Below are 16,767 nucleotides of genomic sequence, written 5' to 3' on the forward strand. Positions count from 1 at the left end.
AGGAAACTTTCGACAAAAAATGATTAAAGCGTGACAAGATGTATGAGTCAAGGGGTCCGAAGTTTGAGTGTCATGCGAAAATTTTCCCGAAACTCTTGGAGTAGGGATTACCAAAGATTTCTATTCGCTCGTAACTCGGTAATTGATCTGAGATTTCTGGGAATCGCTCATAAATCTCTGGAATCGCTCATAAATCTCTAGAATCGCTCATAAAACTCTGGAATCGCTCATAAAACTCTGCAATCGCTCATAAATCTCTGGAATCGCTCATAAAACTCTGCAATCGCTCATAAATCTCTGGAATCGCTCTTAAATCTCTGGAATCGCTCATAAAACCCCTCTAACGAAAGAAAAATACAAAAAAACAACCGAGATGACCATCTCAGTTGTCCTTTTTCGTATGTCTTTCTTTTAATGTAGCCAAAATCTCGTCTAAAGGCACCTTTTGCTCTTGCAACAGAACTAATACATGATAGAAAAGGTCCGAAACTTCCCACTTCAACTCTTCAACATCACGATTTTTTGCAGCGATGATCACTTCTCCTGCTTCTTCTCCAACTTTCTTCAGAATCTTATCGACTCCGTGTTCAAAAAGATAGGTTGTGTAAGCACCTTCTGGCATCTCATGCTCTCGTTTTGCGATAATCTCTTGCAGCTCTGTTAGAATTCTATATCGATCAGGGTTTGGCGCATCTACTCTCTCATCCACTTCATAAAGTGTTTCTGAAAAGCAACTATATGTGCCCGTGTGACAAGCAGGCCCTTGGGGCTCTACAACGACGACCAAAGCGTCTTGATCACAATCATAGCGGATACTTCTCACTTTTTGTGTATTTCCGGAAGTTTCACCTTTGTGCCATAATTCTTGTCGCGATCTTGAAAAAAATACCGTTTCCCCAATTTCGATCGTTTTTTGGAGCGATTCTCGGTTCATGTATGCGACCGTTAGTACCTCTTTTGATTGAACATCCTGTACTACGGCAGGAATTAGTCCTTTTTCATCAAATTTCAGTTTTTCTACATTCATCGAACAGACACCCCCAACTTTCGCAAATCTGCTTTTACCTCTGCAATCGATGTTTCTTTATAATGAAAGATACTTGCAGCAAGTGCAGCATCTGCTTTACCGACAGTGAACGCTTCGTTAAAATGCTCGGAAGACCCAGCTCCGCCTGACGCGATAACAGGAACGGTTACTGCCTCACTCACTGCTTTCGTTAAGTCTAAATTGAATCCAGACTTCTCTCCATCTTTATCCATGCTGGTCAACAGAATTTCTCCAGCACCACGATTTACTGCCTCTCGCGCCCACTCCGTAACTTCCCATTGAGTGGGTTTGCGACCTCCATGCGTATATACGCGCCATGATTTTAACTCTTCGTCATATTTTGCGTCGATGGCGACTACGATACATTGGGCACCAAAATAATCCGATCCTTCTGTGATCAGTTCTGGTCTTAAAACCGCTGCGGTATTCACAGAAACTTTGTCAGCACCTGCGCGCAGCACACGTTTCATATCTTCAAGTTTATTGATACCGCCACCAACAGTAAATGGGATAGCGAGTTCTGCTGCAACTCTTTCAACAACTTCAACCATCGTGTCTCGTCCTTCATGACTTGCAGAGATATCAAGAAAAACGAGCTCGTCCGCTCCTTGTTCATCATAAAATCTAGCAAGTTCAACAGGGTCACCGGCATCGACTAAGTTAAGAAACTGAATGCCTTTGACTACTCTGCCTTCCTTAACGTCTAGACAAGGAATGATTCTTTTCGTTAACATGATTTCACACTTCCTAACGCTTCAGGCAAAGTGAATCGATTCGTATATAGAGCTTTTCCTATAATCGCACCTGCGATGTTTCGTTCATCTGCTTTCAAACGAACCAGATCATCGATTGAACTGACACCACCTGACGCGATCACTTCTTTTCCAGTGATGCTTGCTAATTCTCCGATCGCTTCAACATTTGGCCCTTGCAGCATACCGTCTTTTGAGATGTCAGTAAAAATAAACGTCTCTGCACCTTCTTCTACTAATCTTTTCGCTAGATCAACTGCTTTAATGTGAGACGTTTCTAACCATCCTTCTGTTGCTACGAATCCTTCACGTGCATCTAATCCGATCGCTATCCTCGATCCACCGTATCGCTGCAACGCTTCTCGAACAAATTCGGGGTTCGAAACCGCCGCGCTACCTAAGATCACTCGATCAACTCCAGCGTCTAGGTAATACGAAACGTCTTCCATCGAACGGATACCTCCACCGATCTGGACCTTTGCAGATAGTTCTTTTGCAACACGTAATACGTGCTCGTGATTAATTTTCTTCCCGTCTTTCGCGCCATCAAGATCTACCATGTGAATCCATTCTGCACCTTGATCTGCAAACTGTTTTGCCATATCAAAAGGAGAATCTCCATAAATTGTTTCTTGTTCATAATCACCTTGCATCAACCTAACGCATTTTCCATTGCGCATATCGATGGCTGGGTATAATACAAATTCATTCATCTTTGTTTTCCCTCCTCAACGAAACGACAAAAGTTTTGCAGCATGCTCATACCCGTCTCCGAACTTTTTTCAGGGTGAAACTGAGTACCCATGATTCTGCCGCTTCCAACTACAGCTGGAACTTCAACGTCTTCGTATTGAGCGATCGCGGCCAGTACCTCTCTATTTTCAGTTTGTACAACAAAGGAATGGACGAAATAAACATATCCTTCGTCGATCCCTTTTACTAATGGCTGATCACTCTGCAAAAAGTTTAGATCGTTCCACCCCATGTGTGGCACTTTATAAGATCGTCCGTCACTGGTTTTGCCTAAAAAACGTTCTACTCTCCCTGGAAGTAGTCCAAGCCCTTTTGTTAAGCCGTTTTCGCTACTTTCATCAAATAGCAGCTGCATGCCTAAACAGATCCCCATTAATGGCTTACCATTCGTAACTTCATTTTTTATAAAATCAGCGAGTCCGGTCTTCTCCAGCTCCGACATGGCATCTTTGAATGAACCTACTCCCGGAAGTAATAGTCCATCGGTTTTCTTCAATTCTTCTGGATCTCCAGAAAGAATGTAAGGCTGATTGATTCTTTTTAGTGCAGAACAGACAGAATGAAGATTGCCCATTCCATAGTCAATGATTCCGATCATCTATAACATTCCTTTCGTAGAAGGCACTCCTTTTACCCGAGGGTCGATCTGTGTGGCTTCGTCTAACGCTTTTGTAAAAGCTTTAAAGATCGCTTCGATGATATGGTGCGTGTTCGAGCCATAGTGAACGATCACATGAAGGTTCATTCTCGCCTCTAACGCGAGCTTCCAGAAGAATTCATGTACGAGCTCTGTATCAAACGTTCCTACTTTTTGACTTGGAAACTCTGCACGAAATTCAAGGTGAGGACGATTGGATAGATCGATTACCACTTGAGCGAGCGTTTCATCCATCGGGACAAACGCATTGCCGTATCGCTTAATTCCTCGCTTGTCACCAAGAGCTCCTTGAATCGCTTGGCCAAGGCAGATGCCAACGTCTTCTGTTGTATGATGGTCATCGATCTCCACATCTCCAGCAGCGTTTACAGAAAGATCAAAATGTCCGTGACGTGCAATCGCGTCCAACATGTGGTTTAGAAATGGGACAGGCGTTTGAATATCTGCTTGTCCTTCTCCATCAATGTTTAGAGCTAAGCTGATCTGTGTCTCTTTCGTATTTCTTTCGATTGTATGTTGTCGCACTTGATTCTCCATCTACTTGTCCTCCAGTCGAACATCAATCGCTCGCGCATGTGCTTCAAGTCCTTCTAAGCGAGCAAAAGCTGATATCTTCTCTCCGTTTTCTTTTAGTGCTTGTTCACTGTATCGAATCACACTTGATTTTTTGGTAAAATCGTCTACGTTAAGCGGACTTGAAAAACGCGCAGTTCCACTTGTCGGAAGAACGTGATTACTTCCTGCAAAATAATCTCCTACAGGTTCTGAACTATATTCACCTAAAAATATAGCCCCCGCGTGTTTTATTTTTCCGAGAAGACTCATCGGATCCTTCGTCATGATCTCGAGGTGTTCAGGTGCGATTTGGTTGATCACATCTGCACCCTCTTCAAGTGAATTTACGATATAGATGACTCCATGATCTCGGATCGCTTCTATCGCGATCTCTTTTCTTGGAAGCTCAGCTAGTTGTGACTTCACTTCCATAGAAACTGCCTCTGCTAACACTTTTGAAGTTGTCACCAATACGGCTGCAGATCTTGGGTCATGCTCGGCTTGTGATAAAAGATCTGCCGAAATATAACGAGCATTAGCGGATTCATCGGCAAGAACAGCGATTTCACTCGGACCTGCGATCATATCAATGTCACACACGCCAAAAACTTCGCGTTTGGCGAGCGCTACGAATATGTTACCCGGCCCAACGATCTTATCTGTCTTCGGAACTGACTCCGTGCCATATGCCAGTGCACCAATCGCTTGTGCACCACCGATTTTAAACACCCGTTTAACTCCGGCGATAGAAGCGGCTGCTAACACAGCAGCTGGAAGTTTTCCGTCTTTTCCTGGCGGTGAAACAAGGACGATCTCCTCTACACCAGCGACAACCGCTGGAATGACGCCCATCAATACTGAAGATGGGTAAGCGGCTGTTCCACCAGGTACATAAACACCAACTGAATCAAGTGGTGTTACTTTTTGACCTAAAAGTGTTCCATCTTCACGGGTGAAGAACCATGACTGTCGTCGTTGCTTTTCGTGATATTCACGAATGTTTTCTGCTGCTTCAGAAATAATTTCTACCATTTTAGGATCAAGAGAAGAGATGGCTTCATCTATTTCACTCTTTGTTACTTCAAGAGATGATAGTGAAACACCATCAAAAGTTTTTGTATATTCAAAAAGGGCTTCATCACCCTTTGATTTCACGTTTTGTAAGATCTCAAGAACTGCTTTTCTCTGTTTCTCTGTGTTTTGTTCAACACTTCTCTCTAAGTTTTTCAGTTCAGTGACGGGTACTATTTTCATTGAACATCCTCCTTGCTCTCAACAAGTGTTCGAAGCCGTTCTACAAGATCGTTAATACGAGTCGCATGCAGTCTATAGCTAGCAGGGTTCACGATCAACCTCGACGTAATATCAGCTATTTTCTCAAGTTCTACAAGACCGTTTTCTTTCAACGTCCGACCTGTTGAAACGATATCTACAATGCGATCTGCTAACCCGATGAGTGGGGCAAGCTCGATCGATCCGTTTAATTTGATCACTTCTACTTGCTGACCCTGTTCTCTAAAATAATGAGAAGCCACATTCGGATACTTTGATGCGATTTTCGGTGCCACTCTCTGGTCATGTCCGTTCGGAAGTCCTGCAACTGCGAGATAGCATTCTGAGATCTTTAGGTCGAGCACTTCATAAACATCACGCTCTTCCTCAAGCATCACATCTTTTCCCGCGATTCCGATATCCGCTACACCGTGCTCTACATAAGTCGGGACATCCATCGGTTTTGCAAGAATAAAACGAAGACCTGCTTCTGGTGCATCAATAATTAACTTTCTCGATTCATCAAACTCCGGAGGCAGCGGATATCCAGCTTGTCTAAGGAGATCGACTGCTTCTTCAAATATTCGCCCTTTAGGCATCGCCATCGTTAAGACCGTACTCATGAAAAGTCCTCTCCTTGCTGTGTTCCAATTAAATAATGCACATCATCAAATCGTTTGCTGAATTCATCTATATTTTTTACACCGGTTAGATTCTGCATCACAACACGCTTGCCTTCACTGCGTTTGTTTCTTGCCAGCTTTAGCGCTTCTTTTCTTCGCTCATTCGTGTACAGAATACATTGTCTCTTTGTATCATCACTTTTCTTTCCTAACGCTTCTACAAAATAGTCCATCCGAATCGCAAAACCTATAGCTGGCGCTTTCCGATCAAAACGACTAAGCAAATCATCATAGCGTCCTCCGCTTGCGATCGGTGCTCCGATTCCTGCACCGTAACCTTCAAACACGATGCCAGTGTAATAGCTCATATGACTGAACAGCGTAAAATCAAAGACAATATTTTGTGCCGCATCGTAATCTTCTAACAGATGGTACAGATCTTTTAATTCTTGTAATGTTTGCTGGCCTCTTCTGTTCGGATTTAATGAAGAAGCCTCATCAAGTACTTCGATCCCCCCTCTTAAGTCCAACAATTTTAATAATCGCTGTGTATCAATAGAAGAAAGAGGTAACTTTTTTACATGTGAAGTGTAACCCACATAATTTTTTTCGTTTAAATAACGTAACAGATCTCCTGCTCGATCATCATTTCCTAAAATGTCAGAAAGAAGTTCTTGTACAAATCCGATATGTCCAACTGCTACAGTAAATGCAGCAATTCCACTCTTTTTAAACACTTCAGACATGAGTGCTAGTGCTTCCGCTTCAGCGCTTGCTGTACCTTCACCGATCAATTCGATACCTACTTGTTCAAATTCTGCTGGTCTTCCCCCTTCTCGCTGTTGCGCTCTAAAAACAGGAGAACTGTATGCGAGACGAAGCGGGTAAGCTACATGCTTCATGCTTGATGACACGACCCTCGCGATCGGAGCTGTCATATCTGGTCGGAGCACCAACGTTTTTCCTTCCATATCAAGCAGCTTGAACAATTGTTGATCTAAAATTGCGGAAGCTTCCCCGACCGTATCGTGATATTCCAAAGTAGGAGTTTGAATGAATTGATAACCCCAAGACTCCATCTCTTGTTTGATTCTATTTTTGATATCTTCATTTTTTTGATAAAAAGCAGGAAGTGTATCCCTCATACCTGCTGGTTTTTCAAACACAAACGGTTTTGACATGATCCTTCATCCTTTATTTATGAAATGAATAGATTAAGTATTGTTTTTTGTGAAAAGGCTGTTTCCGTAAACTTTGTTGCTTTTGAAAGTGTTGATTTCCGTTTCAGGTGCTTCGCTTTCCGCGGGGCAGGCGGTGAGCCACATTCGTACGTTTCACTTTAAGTGTCTCACCTGCCCACCTTAAGAAGTTCCTTGCTCCTGCGTCTACAAGTGAGGCTACGTAGTAAGCTTCCTCGTCGCATGCCTTGCAAGTAGTTTCTCATGTGGTAGGCACGCACCTTACACTCCAATCAATTGTCAAAGATGACAAAGATTAAAAGCAACAATCTTTTTGAAAAGATGTATGAATAAAATCTAAGTGAAGAAACCAAAATTTAAGCTCAACACTTTAGTTCGCTAATATACTACCATGATAAAGATTTAGTTGTAAGTCTACACGTCCTTGTCGAAACTGTCAACCAATTCACACAAAAATCATGTTTCCTTTTAAGAGTTAAGAAAACAGATTTCAGGGAATAGTATGTAAAAATAAATACATAGGAAGGGATGGAATGCGTCTTGTTTAATCGCATCTTTTTTATTGCCATCATTATTGGCGTACCACTATCTGTTATCGGCAGCCTCATGCATTGGCCAGCTGTCTTACTTTTTGTAATCTATTGTGCAACGATTATCGCACTAGCCGGTTATATGGGACGCGCCACGGAAAGCTTAGCGATCATTGCTGGTCCAAGAATCGGCGGACTACTCAACGCTACTTTCGGTAATGCAGTCGAACTCATCATTTCAATCTTTGCATTAAAAGCAGGTTTGATAAGTGTAGTATTAGCGTCTTTGACTGGTTCTGTACTCGGTAATCTTTTACTAGTCGGAGGCTTGTCGTTTTTTATCGGCGGTTTAAAGTATAAACAGCAAAAATTCAACGTTTATGATGCACGGCATAACGCAGGTCTATTGATATTCGCTGTTGTAGTCGCTTTTGTTTTCCCTGAGGTCTTTTCTTATAAACTGAACGACGCCGATTCACTCACGTTAAGTGTATGGGTATCTGTCATTATGATTGTTCTTTACGTGGCTGCACTTTTATTCAAGCTCGTTACTCACCGCGGTGTGTATCAATCCGAACATGATGTGGCTCATGGAGATGAAACAGCAGAATGGAGTAAGTGGAAAGCTCTAATTGTCCTTGCTCTTGCTACTCTTGCTGTTGCTTATGTTTCTGAAAAGCTCGTTCATACGTTTGAAGAAGTAGGAAGAACACTCGGCTGGAGTGAAGTGTTCATCGGAATCATCATCGTTGCGATCGTCGGTAACGCGGCTGAACATGCTTCAGCAATCATCATGGCATATAAGAACAAAATGAATGTTGCTGTAGAGATCGCCATCGGCTCAACACTTCAGATCGCGATGTTTGTCGCTCCATTACTCGTATTGGTTTCGTTATTTTTTGAAAAATCGATGGCACTTGTCTTTACTCTTCCTGAACTTGTCGCGATGGTCCTCGCTGTATTTTTAACGATCTCGTTAACAAGTGATGGCGATACGAACTGGTTTGAAGGACTCACCCTTCTTGCTGCCTACCTGATCATGGGAGTTGGGTTTTATCTTTTATAAAGGCTGTTTCGTATTCATTGTTGCTTTTGAAAGCAGTTGATTTCCATTCCAGGTTGCTCGCTTTCCACGGGGCAGGCGGTGAGCCACATTAACTTCTTGGACTGCTCGACACTAGACGATCCTTGCTCCTGCGTCTAAAAGTTAAGACTACCGGAGTAAGCTTCCTCGTCGCATGCCTTACAAGATGTATTTCAAGTGGTAGGCACGCACCTTTCATTACAATCACCAGTCAAAGAAGTATGTAAAAAAGAAATATAGTATAGGACCAGTGCAGGGAGTAATCCTTCACTGGTTTTTTATATGAAACAAGCAAATTTGGAATAAAAAAGGCTCAACTCTGATAAAGTTTAGAATAGAGGACAAGTTTAAGGTGGGGGTTATGATGACGGATTATTTAACGATCGGATCTTTTCCTGTAAAGATGGTTTGGCTAGCCATTTTGGGATCAGCATTGATTGCGTATGGCATATTGTTTGTGAAAATAAGAAAAGAACCTGACAAAAAGCAGCTATTAGACGTATTAAGTAATGCAATAGGAATTTTTCTATTGGTTTGGAAGTTCAGTTATGCTATTTTGCATCCCTTGCTGATCATCAAGCACCCGACAAGTATCTTGTATTTTAATGGAGGAGAAACAGGAATTGTTCTAGGAATCATCGGCTCCATTCTCTACATTCTTGTGGCTGCGAGTAAACGTGAGCTTGATAAAAGCAGGGTATTTTATATCGGTATATTAGGGTTAACGTTATACTTCGCTGCTTATTATGGTGCTCATTTTGCGTCAACTACACTTTTAGCTGACGGGTTGGTCTCCTTGTTCTTCTCAATTCTGTCCCTTTACTTATATACAAAAGGTTCGTTTGAGATAAGAAAAACGGTTCTGTCTATGTTAGTCACTGCACTCTTCTTTTCCGTTCTAACAAATTCTCCGCTCAGTGGACAAAAAACAAGTAAAGAAGCCGTAGAGGCAGCATCCTACGGAATCAAAAAAGGTGACCGCGCACCGAATTTTGAATTAAAAACGATTGAAGGCGAAACCGTAAAGCTATCAGATCTCAATGGAAAGGTCGTTTTTGTTAACCTTTGGGCTACATGGTGTCCACCTTGTCGTGCAGAAATGCCCGAAATGGTTCGTTTCTATAGAGACCACTCGTCTAAGAAAGTAGAAATCTTAGCTGTAAACTTAACAGACAGCGACTCTGAAAAAGAAGTAAAAAAGTTTGCGCAATCATACAAGTTGAACTTTCCGGTCTTATTAGATCCAGACGGTAAAGTCGGAAATACGTACAAAACGGTCACGATTCCGACTACTTTTATTATTAATAAAAAAGGAATCATCGAACAAAAACATATCGGTCCGATGAGCTACGATATGATGGAAGAATTTTATAAAAATGCTCAATAAATGAAGGTTTTACAAAAGAAAACTGGCTACATTCCCTTTTCGTGTGGGGTATCAGCCAGTTTTCTTTCGATACATAGATGTAAAATTGCACAATTTCATGGTAATCTCTTTTTTATTCACGGTAATGACCATTATATTCACGTATAGCATCCATAATTTCACGGATAAAATAATTTATCCGATTTTCGACACTCCTCGACAGCCACTACCTCTTCTCAAACAAATAGAGCTTTGCGTTTTCGGGACGCCCTAACCTTGGTCCTTTGAATCCTCTCTTAATCAGTTCTTTTCTCATAAACATCATGAGTCCACCATGACTTACAATTAGTGCATTTTCTTTATTTTCTTCAAGTATGCGGTCAACGATCTTTGAAACACGCATCTCAACATCAGTCCTGCGCTCTAGCTGAGACTTGTGGTTAAAGAACCATGCTGTTCGGATGCAAAGAGGATATAAAATCATGGGGATCTTAATGTCTCTTTTAAAAAACGGATAAACAGGAATCTCACGAAGATCATCCGTTCTGATCAAATCCCCTCTATAAATCTTCCCTGCTGTATATTCTGCACGACGAACGGTGCTCGAATAGCAGGTGTTCCAATTGATTCCACCTAGGTCAACGTCTGTTTCTTCTACATCAGAAGCTTCGTATTCTTTCAGCCACTGATCAAATTCAGAAGGCGTGATCCATTTTTCAGTTGGATAGCCTCGTTTGACTTTGAAATGACGTACCATTCCTATCTTCATCACTGATCACCGCTTTCTATCTTAATGTGTGATGTCTATTTTCTGCGATCTCTTTTAGCGCTCTCGCCCGTCCTACTAAAAAATTCGTCATGTACTTTTCTAGGAACAACCAATCTGCTAACCTTCCAATCACGCCAAACGGAGATTTATAATGAAAATGATCCACCATAATGGTACCGTTCTTCTTCGGTTCGAAAGTATGGGTATGTACGAATGAATGGAAAGCACCTTTCACCATCACATCTACAAACATATGCGGCCTCTCCATCTCAATAATCTTTGCAGTCAGCCTTTGTTTTACGCCAAGATGAACGACCTCCCACGTTACATGATCGCCTTTTTCCATATAACCTGACGTTACTCCACCTACCGCTCTTTCTCTTGTATGAGAGGTCGTTTCAGTATGTATATCTACGTTTCGCGAAAGATCAAAGCAGACTTCTGCAGAAGCATGTACAAATTCTCGATGTATAATTGTAGGCATATAATGATGACTCACTTTCTAAAGAGGTAATAAAACAACACCTCAAGTAATGAGGTGTTCAACAGAATATGATTCTTTAATTATTCTCTGTATAGAATAATATTCCTTCCTTAATATTCTCACTGTAGAACGAGATCAACTCAAGTATTGAGTAATAGTTTCTATAGTCTTCCGTGATTCCGAACACATCTTTTATATACAGTGTTCCGAGCTGTTCTTCTTTATCAAATAGAATCAATCCGTAAACATCTCTTAACGTAAAGATTACCGGGCATCCATTATTTAGTTCACGAACAAACTGCTCTGTGCTGTCAATCGGTTGTAATGAATTTTCCGGATAAAGCGATCCTAAGAACCAAAGCTTCACTCTATCTTTTATCCTCATATCCTTCACCCCGCTTAGACCATCATATGCAGGCGCAGCTATCAAGAGTGAATTCTTTTTAAACAATTGTTTAATCACATAACTTTTTTTCGAGTACAATTTTATGCAACCCACTTTTATTCATATACGTTTCCTTCACATCAAACCCATTTTTAATATTTAACAGCAACATGTGGCGCCACTTATTCATCGTTTTGGTTCGAACAACAGAATACCCTTTCATTTTCAGATACTCATGCTGTTGTTTCATTAACTTCGAAGCTACTCCTTGCCCCCTATAAACGGGGTCGACTCCACCTAGCCAACTATAATAAGTATTATGATCGATTTCATAGCCTATTTTATAGCCAACTACCTTTGAATGATGAATAGCTGTAACGATCGTTAGTTTATTCTTCAATTTCATATTAAAAAGGAGATCGTCATTTGATGCACCAAAGATTATTTCATGTAGCTGAAGGATTTCCTTCAATAGATCCTCCTCTGGCATTCCTTCAAGAATCATGAATTCCATACTACAGTCCTCCCCTATCAGTAACTTTATTCTAAGAAAAAACTGACCAAATCAGCAATTAAATCCGCTATTTGGTCAGTCCATATCCTCACTATTAACTTACTAATCTTTTCGTTTCTTCAAACTCTTCCTGGATACTTGCACTTGGTTCTTTTGTCATCAAGCTAACGACTACGATGGTTAGTGTACATGCGATGAATCCAGGAATGATCTCATATACATCAGCCATAGCCGGAATGAGTTCCCAAATGATAACAGTAACAGCTCCTACAACAATACCCGCAAAAGCAGACCATTTTGTCATGCGTTTCCAATAAAGACTCAGCAGTACTACCGGCCCGAACGCTGCACCAAATCCTGCCCAAGCATAACCTACAAGATTCAGGATCGTTTCACTCGGATTAAGAGCCATCACAAATGCAATAACAGCTACAGCTAAAACAGCTAAACGCCCTACTAACACGAGTTCCTTGTCAGATGCAGAACGTTTTACGAATGCTTTGTAAAAGTCTTCTGTTAAAGCACTAGATGTTACGAGCAACTGAGATGAGATCGTACTCATAACTGCCGCTAAGATAGCAGCAAGCAAGAAGCCCGTAATAATTGGATGAAACAATACTTCAGATAATAAGATAAATACCGTTTCAGCTTTTGCTTCCCCTAGCGGAGTACCTGCTTGGTTGAAGTAAGCAATCCCAACAAGACCTGTGAACATTGCTCCAACAATTGAGAAGACCATCCAGCCCATTCCAATTCGTCTTGCGCTCTTCATCTCTTTTACAGACGAGATCGCCATAAAACGGACGATAATATGCGGCTGGCCGAAGTATCCTAATCCCCATGCTAATAAGGAGATGATACCGATCAAGCTTGTCCCCGTAAAGGCATCAAGCAGTGTAGGACTGATGCTTTCGATCTCGTTAAACGAAGCATCCCATCCACCAACTTTTAGAATGGCAACGAATGGTACAAGGATCAACGCTACAAACATGATCGCACCTTGTACGAAATCTGTATAGCTTACCGCTAAAAAACCGCCGAATAATGTATAAATAATAACTACTCCAGCTGTAAGCAAGATCCCCCACATATAATTCAGACCAAAGGCTGTCTCGAACAATTGTCCGCCCGCAACCATACCGGATGATGAGTAGAACGTAAAGAAAATCACAATAACTAACGCAGACGTTATACGAAGTATGCGAGAAGTATCTTTGAATCGGTTCTCAAAATAATCTGGAATCGTAATCGAGTTGTTCGCTACTTCCGTATACGTTCGTAAACGTGGTGCTACAAAAAGCCAGTTTAGATACGCTCCTGCACACAATCCAATCACGATCCATCCGGCACTTAAACCAGACACATACATGGCACCTGGAAGACCCATCAACAGCCATCCGCTCATATCTGATGCACCCGCACTTAGTGCAGTAACAGCTGGTCCAAGATTTCTTCCGCCAAGCATGTAATCGGTAAGGTTATCGGTCTTTCGGTACGCATAAAGCCCGATCAGCACCATCCCGATCATGTAAACACTAATTGAAAAAATAACTCCATATTCCATATTCAGTTTTCCTCCTGGCTTTTCTTGTTGTAAAAACGCTTTCAATATTTTCAAAATTAAAAAAAGGAACATTTTTATTATAAAGACATTTTTCGACAAAAGGAATAGATTTTTTTTGGAAAGACTTCTAGTATTGGAGTTTGTAGCTGCCAAAACAAAGTGGCATGGCACATAATCGCTTATCAATCCAGAAGTTCTAGTGCTGAATCCATAAGTTTCTGCATTCAATCCAGAAGTTTTAGCTGTTTATCCACGAGTTTTGGCTGTTTATCCACGAGTATTGTCTGTTTATCCACGAGTCTGCAATCCTCGACAAATTTCGCTATGTTTCATTAGCTGCTAGCCTTCATTCACACTATCTCCCACTCCCTTCACACAACAAAAAAACTGGTACCCATTCTTAAGACGATTGGGCGCCAGTTTTAACTACTTTATAATTTTTTTCGTCTTAAACGTTTGACCTTTACAAATTGATTCGTAAATAGATCCAGCTCTTCGTCTCGGTAGATGTAGAAGAAACGATGGTGATGACCATCTTTCATTTCGGCCAGATCACACTTCATATAGTCATCGAGTTCCTGTCTTGTTAATTCAACGGTATACATCTTGCCATGACTCGGAATATCCAATTGGATCTCTTCTAAAAAATGGAGTTCTTTAAATAAATAAATAGAAGTATCAAGGAGAAATTCACAGATTAAATCTTCTGTTCCAAAGTAGTGTTGAAAATGTTCGCGTGTAAACGCAATATGAGGTACGTTACGTTTGTAGGTAGAATAGTCACCATAGAAAACCAACTTTGCACGTTTGCTTTGAAGTTCGTAATGCTTAACAAGGCCATGACCTTTCATTTTTGACACAGCAGTTCGGAAACGGTAGGTGTCTCGAGCAGCCAATTGTTCGGCCTTATTTTGAGGATGAGATGCTTTCGGTGCATGCTGAGACTGACAGTTGTCTTCAACGAGGTGTCCAATTTTAAACGTGTTTTTCATAAATACGATCGAGAATGATTTCCTTCTCATAGTATGCGCCTCCAGCTTTCGCTTTTTTGCCTGTTTTAAGTATACGACGAAAAACAAGAAAACCCAAGAGGGGAACTTACGACAAATTTCTAGCTTTCCATTTCCCTCTTAGATCGTTCTTCTTTCGTGTAGATGACCTGCATCGGATTACCACCAACGAAAGATCCTTCTGGGACATTTTTGTGGACGAGCGTTCCAGCTGATACGATCGCACCGTCACCGATCGTAACGCCTGGGAGGATCGTAGAATTCGCACCGATCATCACTTCATCGCCCACGATTACGTCACCCAAACGGTATTCTTTTATTAAATATTCATGAGCTAATATCGTTGTATTATAGCCGATCACACAGTTCTTCCCTACTGATATGCGTTCCGGATACATGATGTCTGGCATGACCATCAACGCGAATGCTGTTCCCTCACCGACCTTCATCTTCAAAAAGGTACGGTAGATCCAATTTTTCATCGGTAGAAATGGTGTGTATCTTGCCACTTGTATCGCGATAAAATTCTTTACTACTTTCCAGAACGGAACGGTGTCATACACCTGGTACAACGAGTTTTTTCCTTTTACCGGATAACGCTCAGTATTTCGCAATTATCTCTCTCCTAAAACATCCAGCAAATCCGTCATTTCATTCAGCATGAAGTCTGGATTAAACTGCTGCAAATAATCATTTCCGCGGATGGTCCATGCTACACCAGCCGTTTGTGTGCCAGCGTTCTGCCCTGCAAGAATATCGTACTTGCTGTCGCCCACCATGATTGCTTCTTCAGGTGTCGAACCTAGCAAAGCTAGCGCTTTTTGAACAGGCTCTGGGTCTGGCTTCGCGTTTTTCACGTCATCCAGCGTAACTACTGTTTGGAAAAAGCGATCAAGACCAACAAGGCGTAAGCCCATCTCGACTGTATTTCTCATTTTTGTAGTTACGATGCCCAGTTTGTAGCCCTTTTTATACAATTCTTCTACCGTTTCAAAAACTCCTTCAAACTCTGTAACCAATTCATCATGATGTGAGATGTTATGTTCACGGTAGGTTTGAACCAATTCTGATACTTTTTCTTTATCGAACTGCTCCATCGTTTCAACGAGTGGCATTCCCATAAACGGTAGAACACTCTCACGATTGTATTGCTCAGGGAAATGCTTATCTAGTGTGTAAAGGAAAGAAGCGATGATCAATTCGTTCGTATTGATTAATGTTCCATCAAGATCAAATAGTATGGTGTTGCGTTTCATGTTGTCGTTCCTTTCTTGTTAAACGATTTTTCCGTTCCATCTTGTTCCATACGTAAGCTACTAATACTGTAAGTACGATCGCTGTTACTACTCGAATGATCAACAGCGGCAGAACGGGAATTCCTAATGGTACAAAAACAAGTGTATCCTCTACTACAGCATGGCAGCTTACAAGGAAGGTAAAAGCTAGATACAGATCTTTCTTTGAAACGCCATCCTCTTTTGCAGCCTGCATCATCACACCTGCTCCATATGCAAGACCGATCGTAAGACCCGCTGCCATAGTCATGGACGTATTCTCTTTCATGCCTAGCAGTTTCATAGCTGGTGCCATCCAGTTCGAAAACTTGTTCAGCCAGCCTTTATCCTTCATAAATTGCATGATAATCATGAGTGGTATCACGATAAGTGCGAGTTGCAGAATGCCTAGTGAAGCTTTTTCAAGAGCGGTTAGCGTGATTTCTCCCCAGCCGTTCGGTGCAGCTTCAGGTTTTGGGATAAAACCGTATTGCGCTTTTTCTGCTCCACCATCCCATAAAAGATTGATCATAAAAGCAGAAAAGAGTGCTAAGCCGATCCGCACAATTAGAATGACCCACAATTTAATGCCCACACTCGCTGCAACACCAGACTCAATAAATAGGTTGTGCGAGAACGAAAGCATAACAGCTAGGATAAACACATCCTGCACCGTTAAAGAATCGAGGGTCAGAATGCCCCCGATTCCTGCATAAAGATTTAGAAAATTACCGAGAACGAGCGGAATAGCCGCTTCACCCGGAAGTCCGATCCATTTCATAGCTGGTGCTAAAACAGAGGTCAGCCAATCTAACACAGGGGTATGACTCAATAACGTGATGAGTAAAGTGACAGGAAAAATAATCTTTCCTAGCGTCCAAGTGGTTTTTAAGCCTGCAAGTGTGCCTTTTCTTAACGTTTCCACTC

General features: G+C 41.6%; 19 protein-coding genes. 2 read left to right on the forward strand and 17 right to left on the reverse strand.

The window, feature by feature from the left end:
* Positions 1-382: 382 nt before the first annotated feature.
* From hisIE to ABE65_RS17305, 8 genes are read right to left on the reverse strand one after another with little or no spacing between them, the layout of a single operon-like run.
* Positions 383-1,027: a bifunctional phosphoribosyl-AMP cyclohydrolase/phosphoribosyl-ATP diphosphatase HisIE gene (gene hisIE, locus ABE65_RS17270; RefSeq protein WP_066397630.1), complete on the reverse strand. Its 645-nt coding sequence runs from the start codon at positions 1,025-1,027 to the stop codon at positions 383-385.
* Positions 1,024-1,782, reverse strand: coding sequence for an imidazole glycerol phosphate synthase subunit HisF (hisF, locus tag ABE65_RS17275; RefSeq protein ID WP_066397632.1), 759 nt, complete (start codon positions 1,780-1,782; stop codon positions 1,024-1,026). The genes hisIE and hisF overlap by 4 nt, the downstream gene beginning before the upstream one ends.
* The gene (hisA, locus tag ABE65_RS17280) at positions 1,776-2,513 is read right to left on the reverse strand and encodes a 1-(5-phosphoribosyl)-5-[(5-phosphoribosylamino)methylideneamino]imidazole-4-carboxamide isomerase (RefSeq protein WP_066397634.1); all 738 of its coding nucleotides are present in this window, start codon (positions 2,511-2,513) and stop codon (positions 1,776-1,778) included. The genes hisF and hisA overlap by 7 nt, the downstream gene beginning before the upstream one ends.
* Positions 2,510-3,151 (reverse strand): imidazole glycerol phosphate synthase subunit HisH, encoded by a 642-nt coding sequence (hisH, locus tag ABE65_RS17285; protein ID WP_066397636.1) that lies wholly within the window; start codon positions 3,149-3,151, stop codon positions 2,510-2,512. Before hisH ends, hisA begins: the two co-directional genes overlap by 4 nt.
* A complete protein-coding gene (gene hisB, locus ABE65_RS17290) occupies positions 3,152-3,748 on the reverse strand; it encodes an imidazoleglycerol-phosphate dehydratase HisB (protein WP_066397639.1) in 597 nt (198 codons plus the stop codon).
* A complete protein-coding gene (hisD, locus tag ABE65_RS17295; protein ID WP_066397643.1) occupies positions 3,749-5,020 on the reverse strand; it encodes a histidinol dehydrogenase in 1,272 nt (423 codons plus the stop codon).
* Positions 5,017-5,661 (reverse strand): ATP phosphoribosyltransferase, encoded by a 645-nt coding sequence (gene hisG / locus ABE65_RS17300; protein WP_066397646.1) that lies wholly within the window; start codon positions 5,659-5,661, stop codon positions 5,017-5,019. Before hisG ends, hisD begins: the two co-directional genes overlap by 4 nt.
* On the reverse strand, positions 5,658-6,842 hold the full coding sequence (locus tag ABE65_RS17305) for an ATP phosphoribosyltransferase regulatory subunit (RefSeq protein ID WP_066397649.1): 1,185 nt from the start codon (positions 6,840-6,842) through the stop codon (positions 5,658-5,660). The genes hisG and ABE65_RS17305 overlap by 4 nt, the downstream gene beginning before the upstream one ends.
* Before the next feature lie 558 nt (positions 6,843-7,400).
* On the opposite strand from ABE65_RS17305, the gene cax reads away from it, so the two are divergent.
* Both cax and ABE65_RS17315 read left to right on the forward strand, forming a co-directional pair.
* Positions 7,401-8,456: a calcium/proton exchanger gene (gene cax / locus ABE65_RS17310; RefSeq protein WP_066397651.1), complete on the forward strand. Its 1,056-nt coding sequence runs from the start codon at positions 7,401-7,403 to the stop codon at positions 8,454-8,456.
* 379 nt (positions 8,457-8,835) lie between these two features.
* The gene (locus ABE65_RS17315; RefSeq protein ID WP_082861484.1) at positions 8,836-9,861 is read left to right on the forward strand and encodes a redoxin domain-containing protein; all 1,026 of its coding nucleotides are present in this window, start codon (positions 8,836-8,838) and stop codon (positions 9,859-9,861) included.
* Between the two features lie 205 nt (positions 9,862-10,066).
* Here the strand turns inward: ABE65_RS17315 and ABE65_RS17320 are convergent, their stop codons facing one another.
* The 9 genes from ABE65_RS17320 to ABE65_RS17360 all read right to left on the reverse strand — a co-directional run bounded on the left by ABE65_RS17320 (position 10,067) and on the right by ABE65_RS17360 (position 16,765).
* Complete coding sequence (locus tag ABE65_RS17320; protein ID WP_066397656.1) at positions 10,067-10,609, reverse strand: histidine phosphatase family protein; 543 nt, start codon at positions 10,607-10,609, stop codon at positions 10,067-10,069.
* 16 nt (positions 10,610-10,625) lie between these two features.
* Positions 10,626-11,093 (reverse strand): SRPBCC family protein, encoded by a 468-nt coding sequence (locus tag ABE65_RS17325; RefSeq protein WP_066397657.1) that lies wholly within the window; start codon positions 11,091-11,093, stop codon positions 10,626-10,628.
* Positions 11,094-11,169: 76 nt separating this feature from the next.
* The gene (locus ABE65_RS17330) at positions 11,170-11,478 is read right to left on the reverse strand and encodes a hypothetical protein (RefSeq protein WP_156499201.1); all 309 of its coding nucleotides are present in this window, start codon (positions 11,476-11,478) and stop codon (positions 11,170-11,172) included.
* Between the two features lie 70 nt (positions 11,479-11,548).
* Positions 11,549-11,992, reverse strand: a complete 444-nt coding sequence (locus ABE65_RS17335) for a GNAT family N-acetyltransferase (RefSeq protein ID WP_066397665.1) — start codon at positions 11,990-11,992, stop codon at positions 11,549-11,551.
* Between the two features lie 94 nt (positions 11,993-12,086).
* Positions 12,087-13,556, reverse strand: coding sequence for a sodium/proline symporter PutP (putP, locus tag ABE65_RS17340; protein WP_066397667.1), 1,470 nt, complete (start codon positions 13,554-13,556; stop codon positions 12,087-12,089).
* Between the two features lie 431 nt (positions 13,557-13,987).
* Positions 13,988-14,578, reverse strand: coding sequence for a hypothetical protein (locus ABE65_RS17345; RefSeq protein ID WP_066397668.1), 591 nt, complete (start codon positions 14,576-14,578; stop codon positions 13,988-13,990).
* Between the two features lie 89 nt (positions 14,579-14,667).
* Positions 14,668-15,180 (reverse strand): acyltransferase, encoded by a 513-nt coding sequence (locus ABE65_RS17350; protein ID WP_066397673.1) that lies wholly within the window; start codon positions 15,178-15,180, stop codon positions 14,668-14,670.
* On the reverse strand, positions 15,181-15,822 hold the full coding sequence (gene ppaX, locus ABE65_RS17355) for a pyrophosphatase PpaX (protein WP_066397674.1): 642 nt from the start codon (positions 15,820-15,822) through the stop codon (positions 15,181-15,183).
* A complete protein-coding gene (locus tag ABE65_RS17360) occupies positions 15,797-16,765 on the reverse strand; it encodes a nucleoside recognition domain-containing protein (RefSeq protein WP_066397677.1) in 969 nt (322 codons plus the stop codon). Before ABE65_RS17360 ends, ppaX begins: the two co-directional genes overlap by 26 nt.
* Positions 16,766-16,767: the final 2 nt, after the last annotated feature.

This window comes from Fictibacillus phosphorivorans (genome assembly GCF_001629705.1).
Classification (GTDB): Bacteria; Bacillota; Bacilli; order Bacillales; family Fictibacillaceae; genus Fictibacillus; species Fictibacillus phosphorivorans_A.

Bases quoted from the DNA above. Each gene is read 5' to 3' on its own strand.
- hisIE (WP_066397630.1), bottom strand. From the start codon at position 1,027: ATGAATGTAGAAAAACTGAAATTTGATGAAAAAGGACTAATTCCTGCC.
- hisF (WP_066397632.1), bottom strand. From the start codon at position 1,782: ATGTTAACGAAAAGAATCATTCCTTGTCTAGACGTTAAGGAAGGCAGA.
- hisA (WP_066397634.1), bottom strand. From the start codon at position 2,513: ATGAATGAATTTGTATTATACCCAGCCATCGATATGCGCAATGGAAAA.
- hisH (WP_066397636.1), bottom strand. From the start codon at position 3,151: ATGATCGGAATCATTGACTATGGAATGGGCAATCTTCATTCTGTCTGT.
- hisB (WP_066397639.1), bottom strand. From the start codon at position 3,748: ATGGAGAATCAAGTGCGACAACATACAATCGAAAGAAATACGAAAGAG.
- hisD (WP_066397643.1), bottom strand. From the start codon at position 5,020: ATGAAAATAGTACCCGTCACTGAACTGAAAAACTTAGAGAGAAGTGTT.
- hisG (WP_066397646.1), bottom strand. From the start codon at position 5,661: ATGAGTACGGTCTTAACGATGGCGATGCCTAAAGGGCGAATATTTGAA.
- ABE65_RS17305 (WP_066397649.1), bottom strand. From the start codon at position 6,842: ATGTCAAAACCGTTTGTGTTTGAAAAACCAGCAGGTATGAGGGATACA.
- ABE65_RS17315 (WP_082861484.1), top strand. From the start codon at position 8,836: ATGATGACGGATTATTTAACGATCGGATCTTTTCCTGTAAAGATGGTT.
- ABE65_RS17320 (WP_066397656.1), bottom strand. From the start codon at position 10,609: ATGAAGATAGGAATGGTACGTCATTTCAAAGTCAAACGAGGCTATCCA.
- ABE65_RS17325 (WP_066397657.1), bottom strand. From the start codon at position 11,093: ATGCCTACAATTATACATCGAGAATTTGTACATGCTTCTGCAGAAGTC.
- ABE65_RS17330 (WP_156499201.1), bottom strand. From the start codon at position 11,478: ATGAGGATAAAAGATAGAGTGAAGCTTTGGTTCTTAGGATCGCTTTAT.
- ABE65_RS17335 (WP_066397665.1), bottom strand. From the start codon at position 11,992: ATGGAATTCATGATTCTTGAAGGAATGCCAGAGGAGGATCTATTGAAG.
- putP (WP_066397667.1), bottom strand. From the start codon at position 13,556: ATGGAATATGGAGTTATTTTTTCAATTAGTGTTTACATGATCGGGATG.
- ABE65_RS17345 (WP_066397668.1), bottom strand. From the start codon at position 14,578: ATGAGAAGGAAATCATTCTCGATCGTATTTATGAAAAACACGTTTAAA.
- ppaX (WP_066397674.1), bottom strand. From the start codon at position 15,822: ATGAAACGCAACACCATACTATTTGATCTTGATGGAACATTAATCAAT.